Origin of the sequence: Indolivaga capnocytophagoides DSM 22835, from assembly GCF_000426485.1 — a bacterium.
GTDB classification, from domain to species: domain Bacteria; phylum Bacteroidota; class Bacteroidia; order Bacteroidales; family Dysgonomonadaceae; genus Dysgonomonas_A; species Dysgonomonas_A capnocytophagoides.
In genome coordinates this window covers 69,228-85,284 of the sequence record NZ_AUFL01000010.1, presented here as the reverse complement: position 1 = coordinate 85,284, position 16,057 = coordinate 69,228, and the positions used below count along the sequence as shown (strand labels likewise).

The window sequence follows — 16,057 nt, the reverse complement described above, 5'->3', positions numbered from 1 at the left end:
TATCTATTTTCAAAAAGTTAAATTCAACCCAAATACAACGCTCTTAGTCATAGGGTAGTTACTGGTATCATATACCGTTTCACCTCTTGTTGAGTCCCATGAGCTATTTCCCCTTGCAACTTGTCTTGCTTCAGGATCCCAACCAATCCAATCAGTAATAGTTGCCAGATTACGTCCGCTCATATAAACAGTCAGAGCACTTATTCCTAATTTACTTGTAGCACTTGTCGGTAAGTTATAACTCAATGTTATGTCCTTAATACGGGTAAAACTTGCATCAGACGGAAATCCGTATCCATATCTGTTTGAAGTATTACTAAGAGACCTCCATTTATTACTTTGATTTTCAGGAGTCCAATAACCTATTTCCGATGCTATATTACGTCGTCCCATTTCGTCACCTGCAATACCTATCATAGAGTTGTTTTTCTTTAAGCCTTGAACAGTCTGAATAAACACACTTAAACTGAAATCTTTATAAGTAAATGTATTTGTCAATCCTCCAATCCATTTCGGAGAAGTCTGTCCCAGTATTTTACGGTCATTATCATCGATCTTACCATCAGGCACACCATCGGGACCACTAATATCAGCAAGTTTTATATCTCCCGCTTTAGCTTGAGGATCCCACTTGAGATGATCTCCATTAGCTATTTCTTTTTCCTGCCATACACCTACCATTGTATAATCATAAATTACACCGATAGGCTGTCCTATAAACCAACGGTTTCCCAGATCGGATTTTTTATCACCATAAAGGTCTTTAATTTCATTTTTATTCCAAGAATATACCAGATTTGTTGTCCATGTAAAATCTTTGGTAACAATATTACGTGAACTTAAAGTTATTTCAATACCCTTATTTGCGGTTTTACCCATATTGGCATACATCGAATTAAATCCTGATATTTTAGGCAGATTTCGTTTCAACAGCAAATCAGTTGTAGTAGACGAATAGAAATCAATATTACCTGTTATTCTTCCATTCTTCAATAACCCAAAGTCCAGACCAACATTGAAACTCTTCGTTGTTTCCCAGCTTAGATTAGAGTTCCCCATCATATCATTAGGATAAAGAGCTGTATTGGATGCTCCTCCCATTGCAAGCATACCATTATCCATTTTAGCTAAAGTCTGATATACTCCAATAGCCTCATTTCCGGCTTTACCATACGATAATCTCAACTTCAATGAACTAAGAATATCCTCTGTACTCTTCATAAATGATTCATTAGTTACATTCCAACCAGCAGCAACAGATGGAAATACCCCATATTTGTTATTATCACCAAAGACTGAAGAACCGTCACGACGTACGGTAAATGTAAACAGATAACGGCTGTCGAAAGAATAGTTCAAACGTCCCATCTGAGAAAGCGTAGTGTACAACGTTGTTTGAGATCCAACAGATTGAGTCTGAGCCGAACCGATATTATTCCATTCCTGACTGTCATTTATGAATACAGAAGCCTCAGCTTTGGAGTTCTGCCATTTTTTACGGGAAGCTGCATATAACCCTGTAAAATCGATATGATGTTTATTGAAGTCACGGGCATACGAGAATATATTTTCAATAGTATAGGTTTGAGATTCTTCGTTATATATTCTTGCCCATCCGGTAAGATTATTAACCGATTCTCCATCATATTCGTTTGTACGTTTAGGGGAATATGTATATCCTCCGTTAAACTTATATTTAAGACCATCTAAACCCTTTAATATTTTCCCAAAATCAAGTTCTGCATATCCATTTATATTTACATTCCAGTTTCGACGTTCGGGGTTGGTTGTTGTACGCATCAATGGATTTGTAAACAATTTTTCCTGTGCCATCGGATATATCTCATAACTTCCATTTTCGGTATAACTATCGTCACCTGCATAGGTACGGTAATACATGCGTCCGTAAGGAGACATAGCCTCAGCCATTAATAAGCTGGCACGCCCTCCATCGTTATTATGTGATACAATATAAGAATTGGTTCCTACCTTCATATATTTTGTAACATCCACATCTATATTGGTACGAATAGAATAACGTTTGTAATCGAATCCTTTAATTATACCCTTCTGATCTAAAAAGTCTGCAGAAATATAATATTTTACATTTTCGGCTCCTCCGGCGATACTCACATTATGGTCTTGAATAACTCCTGTTCGGGAAATCTCATCAATCCAGTCAATTTCTTTTCCTGCCAGATAATTATCATATTCATATTCGTTTCTGACCGGAGTATTATTCCATAAGCTGGTATTATTAATTCTTGCAGCCTCAGCATAACGATCGATCATTTGCTGTCCGCTTCCGAATTTCAGCTTATGAGAGAAATCTTCAATTCCCACATAACCGGCATAACGGATAGTCGGTTTGCCCGATTTTCCTCTTTTTGTTGTGATAAGAATTACACCATTCGCTCCATTTGTTCCATAAATAGCAGTAGCAGAAGCATCTTTCAGAATTTCCATAGATTCGATATCATTGGGGTTGATATCATTAAGCGTACCACCCGATTTACTGATAGGAATTCCATCGACAACTATATAAGGTCCTGTAGAAGCATTTATTGAGTTCTTTCCTCTCACCAACGCATCAGGAGCATCTCCCGGAATAGAAGAAGTTTGAGTAATAGTTATACCAGCGGCAGCCCCTTGAACAGCCTGTAAAACGTTTGTAACCGGAAGTTTACCCAGCCTGTCTTTATTAATTGATGTAACAGAACCTGTAACATCAGATTTTTTCTGAACACCGTATCCCACTACAACAACTTCGTCCAGAAGCTGAGTATCTTCTACAAGCTTAATCTGAATAGTAGACTGTGCCCCCAGTTTCAGAGACTGTGTTATATATCCCATATAAGCGACTTTTAAAGTTGCACCCTGAGATGCTGCAATCGAAAACCGCCCGTCAATGTCAGTGATAGTACCTTGTGTTGTTCCTTCAACAGAAATGGCCACTCCGATCAAAGGCTCCCCTGTAGAGCTGTCCACAACTGTCCCCTGCACTTTATTTTGGGCAAATAGTTGTATGGAGTAAGTCATCACCAAGATAAGAAGAAACACTAATCTCTTAATGTTTGTAGTTTCTCTCATAATTTCATTAGGTATTAAATTAAATATAGTTTTAGAATTTTAAGCCAGTCTTCTTATTATCGAAAGAATCCTGTTCACGATCATTTAAAATGTGGTCTGAATAAAAAAAAATTAAGGTTTCTTTTGCGGATTAATTTTATAAAGGTCAGAGACCTTATTTATAACTTTACTTAATAAAGCAGACTAAAGCCTGCCATAAATCATTTGATACTTGTTTTACATTAAAATCGGTTAGAGTTTTTTAAGGTTTAGAATTTCTGTACTAAATAAAAGTTAAACTTCCATGTGCAAAAATGCGATTTAAATAATGATTCACGGTTTAAAATTCATTCAAAGAAGATGATATTTCTTTCATTCAAGAAGTAGTGAAATAAGTCTCAATAAAGGATTATGAAGGGGAAAAACCCATATAAAGGAGCTTTTCAATGAACGATTCTTCTCTTTTATTAAAAAAACAAAAAAAGAGCACTGAAAAAAATGAATGAGACATACACAAGGAAGAAAACGAAGAGTATCTTCTCCAAAAAAAATCTGAAAACGAAGAAATGTCCTTATTTGATATAAAAAGACTACATATATGACTGATTACTGAACATATTGACACCTATATTATACATATATTTGTATTATCCGATAATAAATAGGTCTAAGACCTTAAAACTATATATATCATGAGAAAAACTTTAAGTCTGTCATTATTGTTGTTGGGAGGAGGAGCACTCTTTGCACAGCAATCAGTACCGAACTGGGAAAACCCCGAAGTATTTGCCGTAAATAAAGAGGCTACCCGTGCAACGTCTGTTCCTTATCAGAATGAACGGCAAGCCCTGAAAGACAATTATTCCGAATCACCTTATTTTCAATCTCTCGATGGTACATGGAAATTCTTTTGGGTTCCGAAACCGGCAGAAGTTCCATCCGGATTTTATAATGAGAGCTACGATGTCTCCAAATGGGCGAATATGCCTGTTCCCGGAAACTGGGAATTCAACGGGTACGGAATACCCATGTATGTAAATACAGGCTTTGGATTTCCTAAAAACCCTCCTTTTATCGACAGGGAAGACGCTCCGGTCGGAGCATACCGACATACATTCAATATCCCTTCCGATTGGGATGGACGACGTGTATATCTACACTTCGAAGGAGGCACAAACTCAATGTATGTATGGATCAACGGTCAGGAAGTTGGATATACCGAAAATGCCAAAAGTCCGGCCGAGTTCGATATTACCAAATATATACGCAAAGGGCAGAATACCTTAGCCTGTGAAGTACATAAATTTAGTGACGGTACATATATCGAAGATCAGGATATGTGGCGTTTGGGAGGAATCAACCGGAGTGTATATTTATATAGTACAGCACAAACCCGTATCCTTGACTATTTTGCTCATCCCGATTTGGATAAGAGTTACAAAAACGGTCTTTTCAGCATCGATCTTTCTTTAAAGAATTATGCAACTGAAGCACAAAATCAGAAAGTAGAAATATCTATTATCGACAAAGCCGGTAAAAAGGTACTGTCCAAATCGCAGAATATATCTATTCCGTCAGGAGATAAAACCGACCTAAAACTCAACGGAACAGTGTCAGCTCCATTAAAATGGACAGCCGAGACCCCTAATCTTTATACACTGTTGATTACACTAAAAGACAATAAAGGAAATATCGTTGAAAGTACATCCAGTAAAATAGGATTTCGCAAGATTGAAATAAAAGACGGTCAAGTCTTTATCAATGGTAAAAAGATATACTTCAAAGGTGTAAACCTGCATGAATTCAACACCAACACAGGACAAGTAGTGACTCGTGAGACCATGATGCGCAACCTTCAATTAATGAAAGAACTGAACATCAATGCTGTCCGTACATCTCATTATCCTCAACAACCTCTATGGTACAAACTGTGTGACGAATACGGAATTTATCTGGTTGACGAAGCAAACCTCGAATCTCATGGCTTAGGATACGGACCTGACAACGTTTCGAATTTTCCAGAATGGCATGCCACACACATGGATCGCATTCAAAGACTGATAGAAAGAGACAAAAACCATCCTTCAGTAATTTTCTGGTCATTAGGAAACGAAGCAAGTAACGGAAAAGCATTTTTCGATATGTACGATTGGGCGAAAGCACGTGACAACAGCCGTCCTGTACAATACGAACAAGCTTATCAGAAAGACCGCAATACAGATATCATCTGCCACATGTACCCTTCTTGGGAAAATATGAAACGTGATGCAGCCAAAGATCTCGGACGTCCTTATATCATGTGCGAATATGCTCATGCTATGGGCAATAGTATGGGTAACTTCCAAGATTACTGGGATTTGATGCGTACCAGTAAAAATATGCAAGGTGGATTTATCTGGGAATGGTATAACCACGGCTACAAAACCAAAGACGAGCAAGGAAGAGAATACTTTGCTTATGGCGGCGACCTGAAAGGCTACAATAAAATGAATGACGGTAACTTCTGTATGGATGGGGTGATCGCTCCCGACCAAACTTACATGCCACATACACATATCGTAAAGAAAGTGTACCAGAATATCATGTTCAAAGCAAAAGATCTTGATAATGGAATCATCACTGTTATAAATGATTATAAATTCACAGACCTTACCGATAAGAATTACACTTACAAATGGGTATTACTAAAGAATGGCGAAAAAGTTGCCGAACAGAATTTCGAGGCAACTGTACCTGCCGATACACAGAAAGATGTAAAACTGAACTTGCCCGCAATTTCTTTTGAAGCCGGAACTGAATATTATTTACAGGTGTTTGCATATAATAAGGAGAAAACAGAATTTCTTCCTGCCGGATTTGAGGTAGCAAAAGAAGAATTTGCATTCGCTAAAAATCAATTTTTTGCAAAGAAAAATTACTCCGGAGCATTGAACGTAGAGAAAACCGATGATAAAATTATTATTAAATCGGGATCGCTAAACTATGAATTCTCTGCAAAAGACGGTAAATCGCTGATGTCGGTAACTAACGACGGCAAGCGTGTATTTGATGAACTTCCTCGTTTAAATTTCTGGAGAGCTCCTACCGATAACGATTTTGGAGATTGGTCTCAATACAGACTTCGCTTATGGGATGCAGCCGGACATAATCTTATTTACACATACAAAGGAATGCAGGAAACAGCAGACGGCACATCTATTTCATATCTGGCTAAACTAAGAGGTATAGAAGCTCAGGTAGAGATCACCTATCTGGTAAACAAAGACGGAAGCCTGACAACGACCGCTTATTATCAAGCACTTTCGGATGACCTGCCCGAAATGATGCGTTTCGGTATGCTTATGACCTTACCTAAAGAATATGACAACTTCACATGGTACGGACGTGGTCCTTGGGAAAACTATGTAGACCGCCATCACGATACATTTATGGGAATCTGGACCGGAGATGTAGAAGAACAGGCATATCCATATTTCAGGCCTCAGGAAACAGGTAATAAAACGGATGTACGCTGGCTGACATTGAAAGACAAAAACAATTCGGGTATCCGTATAGATGGATTGCAGCCTTTATCGGTAAGTGCTACCAATAATATGCCCGAAGATCTTGATCCGGGAATGACAAAGAAACAGCAGCACTCATCGGATATACTTCCCCGCAAAGAAGTTGTATTGTGCGTGGATTTGTTCCAACGCGGGGTTGCAGGTTTGAATTCTTGGGGAGCTGCTCCTCTTGACCAATACCGCTTCTTTGGCAAAGAATACACATACAGTTATACAATCAGTATTATAAAATAAAGGTCACAGACCTATTTAAAGAAAACCCCGCCGACAGTATATAGGCGGGGTTTTTCTGTCAATGAATGATATTCTACCCCTTTTTGATTTATTACTCCTGCTCTAAACTCTTCTATTTTTTAATCTTTGTAACCATTATCAAATTCGAGATCAAAATATAATTATTAAGGTCTAATATCTTTTACTACCTTGATAATCGTAACAACAGATAACTAAATAGAATTAGTCTATTATTAAAAACTTACAGTAACTTAATAAAATAAATAATGGGAAAGAAAACGACTTTATTACTATTACCTTTCATATTACTTATAACCTCGTGTTCAGGAAACAGCACAAAACAAGCACCCAAAAACAACGATACTCTACCGAAGTCGAAAACGGAAGTTGTAGATATAATTAAGAAAGCAAACGGATACTGGCAATCGACACATCCTACACACGAAAATGCTTTTTGGCACAGAGCCGCATACCATACCGGAAATATGGCGGCATACGAAGTTACCGGAATAGAAGAATATAAAGCGTACTCCGAAGCATGGGCAGAAACAAATGAATGGAAAGGAGCAAAGTCAGACGATAAAAAGACATGGAAATACTCGTATGGAGAAACCGACGATTACGTTTTGTTCGGCGACTGGCAAACTTGTTTTCAGGTATATGCCGATTTGTATAACTTATCACCTGACGATAAAAAAATAGCCCGAGCTAAAGAAGTGATGGAATACGAGATGTCAACACCTAATAACGATTACTGGTGGTGGGCCGACGGTCTTTATATGGTTATGCCTGTTATGACTAAACTCTATAAAATCACAGGAAATGACCTTTATTTGAAAAAATTACATGAATACTTCGCCTATGCAAAAGAATTGATGTATGACTCGGAATCAGGACTTTTTTACCGTGATGCAAAATACATTTATCCCGAGCATAAAACCAATGCAGGCCTGAAAGATTTCTGGTCGAGGGGTAACGGATGGGTATTCGCTGGGTTAGCTAAAACTCTTGAAGATTTACCCGAATCAGATATCCACAGAGCAGAATACATAGAAGTATACAATGCCCTCGCAAAATCACTAGCCGCATCTCAACAAAAGGAAGGGCATTGGACCCGCAGTCTGCTCGATCCGGCACAAGCCCCCGGATTTGAAACCAGCGGAACCGCATTCTTTATATACGGATACCTTTGGGGTATTAATAATGGCTTTTTAGATAAAGCAACTTATCTGCCTGTTGTAACCAAAGGATGGAATTATCTGACCAAAACAGCATTACAACCCAATGGAAAAATCGGATATGTACAACCAATAGGAGAAAGAGCTGATCAACATAAGAATGTAGGACCTGAAACCACTGCCGATTTTGGAGTAGGAGCATTTCTGCTTGCGGCATCCGAAATGACTAAGTATGTCGATAAAAAATAGGTCTTTATAATTGCGCGTAGTATATAAAGAATGATTTCACCAATCCAAATTGACATTATTAACTATAGTAAGATAAAACATGAAAAAAAACCTGATTCTATCCATAATAGCACTATATACCTGCATACTTTCGATAAATGCCCAAAACAAACAATCGCAGACTGACGACCGTACATATTGGGCAGATCTTATGTACAAAGTATCAGAACCTGTACTTAGTAATATGAGCAAAGGTGAACTCAGTAAAAATATGGAACTCGAACTCAGTCCGACATGGGATGGACGTGACAAGCGTGTAACCTATATGGAGTGTTTCGGCAGATTAATGTCGGGACTGGCTCCCTGGCTGGCATTACCCGACGATAACACATCGGAGGGAAAGAAACGAAAACAGCTTCGAGAATGGGCTCTCAAGAGTTATGCACATTCCGTTGACCCTAATAGCCCCGATTATCTGCTATGGAGAAATGAAGGACAACCATTAGTAGATGCAGCTTATATTGCAAACAGCTTCTTACGTGCACCGAAACAACTGTGGGAACCTTTGGATGAATTGACAAAAAAACGATATATAGAAGAGTTCAAACAACTGCGAAGAGTTGATCCGCCTTACACAAACTGGCTGCTATTCTCGGCAATGGTAGAAACATTTCTGATGTCTATCGATGAGCAATATGATGCCTACCGCATACACAGTGCTATCCGTAAAATCGAAGAATGGTATGTAGGAGACGGATGGTATGCCGATGGAGAACATTTCGCTTTCGATTATTACAACAGCTTTGTTATACAACCTATGTATGTAGAAGTTTTGGAACATCTTATAGAAAAGAAACGAATGGTAAAACCCGAACAATTGGAAACAGCCCGCAAAAGGATGCAGCGTTACAGCATGATTCTCGAAAGGCTCGTTTCGCCAGAAGGTACTTTCCCTGTATTCGGTCGTTCGATGACATACAGAGCAGGAGTATTCCAGCCTTTAGCTCTATTGTCATGGCGTAAAAATCTGCCACAGGAGCTCCCCGAAGGACAGGTACGGGCAGCGATGACGTCGGTATTGAAACGAATGTTTTCCGCAGAAGGAAATTTTACTCAAAAAGGATTTTTACAACTGGGATTTGCCGGACATCAACCGAAATTAGCTGACTGGTATACCAACAACGGAAGTCTATATCTTACATCACTCGCTTTTCTTCCATTGGGATTACCTGCCGATGATTCCTTCTGGACATCTTCTCCCCAAGACTGGACATCAAAGAAGGCTTGGAGCGGACAAGATTTTCCAAAAGATCACGCCGTTAGTTTCTAGGGGCACAAACCCTTTTGTTCAATTTTTTATCTATAGGGTAAGAAATTCTTTGAAATCAGTTAACAGGCAACAGTGATCAACTGAAAAAGTAACATCCGAAAGTGTACATAAAGGGTGTTACCTTTGTTACCTTTTGAAAATGAAAAATGGGTGCGAAGCAATTGATAACTGATCACCTTTGACTGATTCGACGTTACCTTTTCATCTTTAAAGCATTGAATTTCAAATGAAGTTAGCAAATAAGACATACAAATTATTTCTTCTTTCGGTATTGAGTATAATCTTACCTTACCAGGCAGAAGCTCAACACCTGACAACCGTAGGTGAAGGGTGGGCAAACAATTCTGTGAATGTCACCGTATTCCGTAAAAATTCACTGGTCACACATAAGGGAATACAATACACAGCCTACTACGATCAGGATGGGTATGTAGTATTGGGCAAGCGCAAATTGGGAACAGATAACTGGATCATTAACCCCACTCAATACAAAGGAAATGTAAATGATGCACACAATGTTATCAGCCTGATGGTAGACGGAGACGGATATCTTCATGTATCATGGGATCATCACGGGCATCCCTTGAATTATGCAAAAAGTACAGCTCCTTATTCACTCGAACTAGGCGATAAACAAGCGATGAGTGGAAACAACGAAACGAATGTAACCTATCCTGAATTTTTCAAAATGCCGAATGGCGATCTGATATTCATGTTCCGTGACGGACAATCGGGCAAAGGCAACCTTGTCATGAACCGTTATACGCTGAAATCAAAAACATGGACACAAATACAGTCCAACCTGATAGACGGTGAAAACTCAAGAAATGCATATTGGCAGGCATTTGTCGACCATAAAGGAGTCATTCATATATCGTGGGTATGGCGTGAAACATGGGATGTATCAACGAATCACGACTTATGTTATGCCCGTTCGACGGACGGCGGCAAAACATGGATAAACTCATCAAACCAGCCATACAAATTGCCGATCACCGCTTCTTCAGCAGAATATGCCTGCAAAATACCACAGAACAGCGAGTTGATAAATCAAACGTCTATGACCGCCGACAGCAAAGGTAATCCTTATGTAGCAACATACTGGCGTGAACAAGGCTCAGATATACCTCAATATCATGTCGTATTTTTCGATGGAAAAAAATGGAACAGCATTAATCTGAATTTTCGTAAAACCGCTTTTTCTCTGAAGGGAGGAGGAACCAAAAGTATTCCGATATCACGCCCTCAGATAGTAGCCTATCTGAAAGGAAAACAGGTAAACCTGTATCTTTTATTCAGAGATGAAGAAAGAGGATCAAAAGTTTCGATAGCCAAATGTTCGGATGTAAACAATAACAAATGGATAATAGAAGATCTTACCACATTCCCGGTAGGCGCATGGGAACCGACTTACGATACAGAATTGTGGAAAGACAAAAAACAGTTGAATATATTTGTGCAAAAAGCGGTCCAAATTGACGGAGAAGGCAAAGCGGATGTAGCTCCGGAAAAGGTACAAATCTTGGAATTCACCCGATTCTGAACAGAAAGCAGTTTCCAGCAAAAGGTTTACTCCTGAAACTTCAGATATGAGTTTTTTTAACAACAATAGATTAGTATATTTGTTTTGTTCTTAAGACATCAAATGCCATCGGCGGCTTAAGAAAAATACAGGAAGCACCTTTTAACCACAAAATATATTAGAAACAAGATGAAACCTACATTATTTGTATTAGCGGCAGGGATGGGAAGCCGTTACGGAGGGCTCAAGCAGCTTGACGGAGTCGGGCCTAATGGAGAAACAATCATGGATTATTCTGTTTATGATGCTCTCCGTTCGGGATTCGGTAAGATTGTATTTGTGATCCGCAAATCTTTCGAAAAAGACTTCAGAGAAAAGATTGTGTCAAAATATGAAAAGTCTGTTCCTGTAGAAATTGTTTTTCAGGAGCTGGATAATCTTCCCGAAGGGTTTACCCTTAATCCCGAACGTGAAAAGCCATGGGGCACTAACCATGCTTTACTAATGGGTAAGGATGTAATAAAAGAACCTTTCGGAATAATCAACGCGGATGATTTTTACGGAAGAGAAAGCTTTCAGTTATTAGCAGGGCAGTTGAAAAACATGGAAGGACAAGAACGCAGCTACTGTATGATCGGTTATCTTCTGGGATACACTCTATCGGAAAGAGGATCTGTAGCCAGAGGTATATGTGAAATAGATAGGGAAAACTACCTTACAAAAATTGTAGAGCGTACTCAGATTGAACTGCTAAATGACGTCCCCCGTTTTAAAGACGATGACGGAACTTGGAAGAATGTTTCGAGTGCGACCCCTGTGTCTATGAATATGTGGGGATTTACACCCGATTACTTCGACCTGTCAGAAAAAGGATTTGTTGATTTTCTGAACGAAAACAAAGATAAACCTAAAGCAGAGTTCCTTATCCCAACATTGGTCAATACGCTTGTAGCTAATGGCGAAGTAAAAGTGAAGCTGGTCAATACTCCTGCTCAATGGTTTGGAGTAACTTACGCAGAAGATAAACCTGAGGTCGTACAACGCATCCGCGACTTGATCGACAAAGGTATATATCCCGAAAAGCTCTTTTAAAACAAGAAGTTATATAACAAAAAAGGGCATCTTTACTGATGTCCTTTTTTGTTATATATGCACTTGATATTTTACATTATTGAGGAGGTCTAACACCGCCCATTATCTCCTGAAGTACCATTTCTTTACCCTCGGAATTGACTGCCATAAGCTTACCCGATTTCTCCACAAAGGCTACTCCATTAGGCGAAAATCGGCTTATATTCTCATAAAGAGCCGCTGTAACCGTACCACGGGCAGTTACAATGGCATACTTCTCTCCTTCTTTCACCACAGCAAGTCCCAGTTCGGGCTGAGTAAACAATATTTTGCTATATACGGGAGCCACTACTTTTCCGGTAAGAGTGTAAAAGCCTATCTTTCCGTTTTGTGACAGTTGCATTCCTACAGGCGATTTATAATCTATGGAATCATATACAGCTTCGAGAATCACTCGGCCGTTGGTATCCATCAGTCCGATCTTTCCTGACGACTTCATGCAATAAAGATCCCTGTCCGACATCTTCTCGAAATCATCGTATAACGCGGGAACAATGATATCACCCTGATGATCTATTAATCCCGATTTTCCGTTCTGCTTAATAACAAAGGTCGACTGGTTAAATTCATCGATACCGTCATACACCGCCGGAATAAGCACTTTGCCATATTTACTGATCAAGCCATATTTGCCTTGTGACGACACTTTACATAAATAATCGTCAATAAACTTGAAGTTATTATAACCAATAGGCAGAACCAGCTTATTCATCCGGTCTACTATCCCCCATACATTCTGATCCTTCACAAGGAACAATCCTGCCCCGAAGTCTTTCACATCATCATACGCTAAAGGAATCAACACTGTACCCATTGATGTTATGACTCCACATCTTCCTTCTTTTTTGGCACAGAAATTACTGTTTTCCAATTTCGAGATTGATTCATACTGAGGTTTTACCAAAGTCTTTTTACCGTCGGTTATTCCGAATTTATCTTTCTTTTGGATGATTTCGTAAGATTGCGAATAAGAAAGTGTACCGAGTGTTATAAATGCAATTAGTGCTAATAGTGCTTTTTTCATTAAATAAGTCAATCGTTTTGTTTGTTTTTGGAAATGCTGAGACAAATTTAATATTTACCTGTGTATTTAACAAAATAAGTAACAGCTAAGTACTCAATATTACAATATTCTAACAAAACTTTTAAGTTGTATTTACTTCGGTCAAAGTTAAGAAAAGGCCTGAGACCTTTATCAGTCAGAGAATAAACACTTTTGCAAGATATTGGCTTAGGGTATCGGGTTTTAATATAATTTCCTAAATTTGTAGGATGGAATATTTCTAACTATACTGACAAAGCAAACTGTATCAGATGTAGTTTTAGATATTTTATCTATATATTTTTAACTAGTGATAATATAAACGGACTGTAAATAGTCCACAAACGATGTTTACAATGGAGAATGATTTGTCTCAAAATATAGTTTTTTCAAAAAATGTAGTTGAGTTTGTTGCTGTTGGAGTACAATTCTGCTCTTTTTTAGAAACTTATGAAGAACAGACTGCGACAGACTTATCCGGTAAATTAACAAAACTACTGCCTCTGCTATACCTCAAGGGTACATTATTGCCCGAACTGGAAGTAGAGTATGATATTTACCCCGAAGTTTCCGTTACCGAAGAAGATTATGAGAATATTGTAACCAGACTATATTCGACATTCAAAAGCAATGACACCTATCTGGAAGTATTTCTGGAAGATATGAAGTATAGTGATACTCCGATCTCGGCAAGTATCTCGGAAGATCTGGCGGATATATATCAGGATATTAAAAATTTCATATCGGTATATCAACAAGGATTAGACGAAACGATGTATGAGGCTCTGTTTACATGCTATGACAACTTCAAACTATACTGGGGACAAAAGCTGGTCAATGTTTTGCGTGCATTACATTCTATCAGATATACGATGACTGACGATAATGAAGAGGACGATTCTCTTCCCGAAAATATACAGGCCGAGTGGTGACAAAAATATCAAAAGAACAAGTAGCAGAACTAGAGACCGCAGTGTTTCCGGGACGGATTATTGTAATACAATCCGAATCGGAGGCCGAAAAGGCAGTATCGTATCTCGAAAAGTTCGAGCTGATAGGGTTTGATACTGAAACACGGCCTTCGTTTACCAAAGGAGTGGTACGTAAGATTGCCTTAATGCAACTTTCGACAAACGATACCTGTTTTCTGTTCCGCCTTAACCTCATCGGCATTCCCGAATGTTTAATCCGGTTACTAATAGCTTCGGATATTACCAAGATAGGGTTGTCGCTGAAAGATGATTTTGCAGCTATCCGAAAACGGATACAACTCGAACCCAAGGGATTTATTGAACTGCAATCGTTTGTTAAGAAATTTGGAATCGAAGACAATGGACTGCAAAGGATATACGCGATATTATTTGGAGAACGGATATCGAAAGGACAACGTCTATCCAATTGGGAAGCTGATATACTGACCGAGGCTCAGCAAAAATACGCAGCACTGGATGCGTGGGCCTGCCTGCAGATATACAATAAACTGGTAAGGCTTAACCCTGACCTTTCTGAAAAAACGAAGTAGATAGAAAAAATATATGAGCTATAAAAAAGTCACCCTAAAACCTAAAAAAGAAGACTCGCTAAGACGTTTTCACCCATGGATTTTCTCTGGAGCCGTTGCCCATAAAGACACAAATCTGACCGAAGGCGAAATCGTTAATGTTTATACTGCAAATGACGATTTTATTGCTGTCGGACATTATCAGATAGGCAGTATTGAAGTCAGAGTATTAAGCTTTGAAGAAAGAAAGATCGACAGTCTATTTTGGGAAGAACGTCTGCAAGTAGCTTACAATCTTAGAAAAGCGATAGGTGTTGTTTCTGAAAACAACAATGCTTTTCGCCTTATTCACGGAGAAGGGGACAATCTACCCGGACTGATTATTGACGTATACGGTGCTACAGCTGTTATGCAGTCTCACTCGGTCGGTATGCACGAAAACAGAAAAGAGATATGCAACGCCCTGATAAAAGTATTCGGAGAAAAGTTGCAGAACATTTATTATAAATCGGAAACAACTCTCCCATACAAAGCAGATTTGGGAGCAGAAAATGAATATCTGTACGGAGGAAAAGGTGATATTGACGGAATAGCTCTCGAAAACGGACTAAAGTTCCATGCCGATTGGGTCAAAGGGCAAAAAACCGGCTTCTTTGTTGACCAACGGGATAACCGCTCGTTACTTGAAAAATATGCTAGAGACCGCTCTCTATTAAACATGTTTTGTTACACAGGAGGATTTTCGTTCTACGCCATGCGGGGAGGTGCGAAACTCGTACATTCAGTTGATAGTTCGGCTAAAGCCATCATGCTGACAGAAAACAATGTCAAGTTAAATTTTCCGGATGACAAAAGACATGCAGCATTCGCTGAAGATGCATTCAAATACCTTGGGCATACCAACAAGGGAGATTATGACCTTATAATACTTGACCCTCCGGCATTCGCCAAGCATCGGGGAGCAATAAAAAATGCGCTACAGGGATACAAACGACTGAATGCAGCTGCATTTGATAAGATTGCACCGGGAGGAATACTATTCACATTCTCATGTTCGCAGGTGATAACCAAAGATGCTTTCCGTCTGGCGGTTTTCACTGCAGCGGCACAATCCGGCAGAAGTGTTAAGATATTACATCAACTTACACAGCCAGCCGATCACCCCATCAATATATACCATCCCGAAGGTGAATACCTGAAAGGATTGGTGGTATATGTCGAATAGTAAGAAAGAAGCAAGGGATAAAAATAATAAACAG

Annotated in this window: 10 protein-coding genes; 8 read left to right on the top strand and 2 right to left on the bottom strand. The window is 39.0% G+C overall.

Features of this window, described 5'->3' with window-relative positions:
- Positions 1–9: 9 nt before the first annotated feature.
- Positions 10–3,039 carry a SusC/RagA family TonB-linked outer membrane protein gene (locus K322_RS0105350; RefSeq protein ID WP_051290653.1) on the bottom strand — a complete coding sequence of 1,010 codons (3,030 nt, stop codon included), beginning with the start codon at positions 3,037–3,039 and terminating at the stop codon, positions 10–12.
- Positions 3,040–3,761: 722 nt separating this feature from the next.
- On the opposite strand from K322_RS0105350, the gene K322_RS0105345 reads away from it, so the two are divergent.
- The 5 genes from K322_RS0105345 to K322_RS0105325 all read left to right on the top strand — a co-directional run bounded on the left by K322_RS0105345 (position 3,762) and on the right by K322_RS0105325 (position 12,216).
- Positions 3,762–6,866 carry a glycoside hydrolase family 2 TIM barrel-domain containing protein gene (locus K322_RS0105345; RefSeq protein ID WP_026625955.1) on the top strand — a complete coding sequence of 1,035 codons (3,105 nt, stop codon included), beginning with the start codon at positions 3,762–3,764 and terminating at the stop codon, positions 6,864–6,866.
- Between the two features lie 266 nt (positions 6,867–7,132).
- Positions 7,133–8,293, top strand: a complete 1,161-nt coding sequence (locus K322_RS0105340; RefSeq protein ID WP_026625954.1) for a glycoside hydrolase family 88/105 protein — start codon at positions 7,133–7,135, stop codon at positions 8,291–8,293.
- A gap of 79 nt (positions 8,294–8,372) precedes the next feature.
- Positions 8,373–9,602, top strand: coding sequence for a DUF2264 domain-containing protein (locus tag K322_RS0105335; protein ID WP_026625953.1), 1,230 nt, complete (start codon positions 8,373–8,375; stop codon positions 9,600–9,602).
- A 226-nt stretch (positions 9,603–9,828) separates the two neighbouring features.
- Entirely contained in the window at positions 9,829–11,145 is a 1,317-nt protein-coding gene (locus K322_RS0105330) for an alpha-l-rhamnosidase (RefSeq protein WP_035331413.1), read from the top strand.
- A 168-nt stretch (positions 11,146–11,313) separates the two neighbouring features.
- A complete protein-coding gene (locus K322_RS0105325) occupies positions 11,314–12,216 on the top strand; it encodes a glycosyltransferase family protein (RefSeq protein ID WP_026625951.1) in 903 nt (300 codons plus the stop codon).
- A 76-nt stretch (positions 12,217–12,292) separates the two neighbouring features.
- Here K322_RS0105325 and K322_RS0105320 read toward each other — a convergent pair whose 3' ends face one another.
- On the bottom strand, positions 12,293–13,279 hold the full coding sequence (locus tag K322_RS0105320) for a WG repeat-containing protein (protein WP_026625950.1): 987 nt from the start codon (positions 13,277–13,279) through the stop codon (positions 12,293–12,295).
- Between the two features lie 374 nt (positions 13,280–13,653).
- Here K322_RS0105320 and K322_RS0105315 point away from each other — a divergent pair, with 374 nt between their 5' ends.
- Genes K322_RS0105315 through K322_RS0105305 form a run of 3 tightly spaced genes read left to right on the top strand, consistent with a single transcriptional unit; the run spans position 13,654 to position 16,023 of the window.
- Positions 13,654–14,229 carry a DUF5063 domain-containing protein gene (locus K322_RS0105315; protein WP_026625949.1) on the top strand — a complete coding sequence of 192 codons (576 nt, stop codon included), beginning with the start codon at positions 13,654–13,656 and terminating at the stop codon, positions 14,227–14,229.
- The gene (locus tag K322_RS0105310; RefSeq protein WP_026625948.1) at positions 14,223–14,819 is read left to right on the top strand and encodes a 3'-5' exonuclease; all 597 of its coding nucleotides are present in this window, start codon (positions 14,223–14,225) and stop codon (positions 14,817–14,819) included. The genes K322_RS0105315 and K322_RS0105310 overlap by 7 nt, the downstream gene beginning before the upstream one ends.
- A 13-nt stretch (positions 14,820–14,832) precedes the next feature.
- Positions 14,833–16,023 carry a class I SAM-dependent rRNA methyltransferase gene (locus K322_RS0105305; RefSeq protein WP_026625947.1) on the top strand — a complete coding sequence of 397 codons (1,191 nt, stop codon included), beginning with the start codon at positions 14,833–14,835 and terminating at the stop codon, positions 16,021–16,023.
- The last annotated feature ends 34 nt before the right edge of the window (positions 16,024–16,057 follow it).

Excerpts from the sequence above, each read along its gene's own strand:
- K322_RS0105350 (WP_051290653.1), bottom strand. The coding sequence starts at position 3,039 with ATGACTTACTCCATACAACTATTTGCCCAAAATAAAGTGCAGGGGACA.
- K322_RS0105330 (WP_035331413.1), top strand. The coding sequence starts at position 9,829 with ATGAAGTTAGCAAATAAGACATACAAATTATTTCTTCTTTCGGTATTG.
- K322_RS0105345 (WP_026625955.1), top strand. The coding sequence starts at position 3,762 with ATGAGAAAAACTTTAAGTCTGTCATTATTGTTGTTGGGAGGAGGAGCA.
- K322_RS0105335 (WP_026625953.1), top strand. The coding sequence starts at position 8,373 with ATGAAAAAAAACCTGATTCTATCCATAATAGCACTATATACCTGCATA.
- K322_RS0105305 (WP_026625947.1), top strand. The coding sequence starts at position 14,833 with ATGAGCTATAAAAAAGTCACCCTAAAACCTAAAAAAGAAGACTCGCTA.
- K322_RS0105325 (WP_026625951.1), top strand. The coding sequence starts at position 11,314 with ATGAAACCTACATTATTTGTATTAGCGGCAGGGATGGGAAGCCGTTAC.
- K322_RS0105315 (WP_026625949.1), top strand. The coding sequence starts at position 13,654 with ATGGAGAATGATTTGTCTCAAAATATAGTTTTTTCAAAAAATGTAGTT.
- K322_RS0105320 (WP_026625950.1), bottom strand. The coding sequence starts at position 13,279 with ATGAAAAAAGCACTATTAGCACTAATTGCATTTATAACACTCGGTACA.
- K322_RS0105340 (WP_026625954.1), top strand. The coding sequence starts at position 7,133 with ATGGGAAAGAAAACGACTTTATTACTATTACCTTTCATATTACTTATA.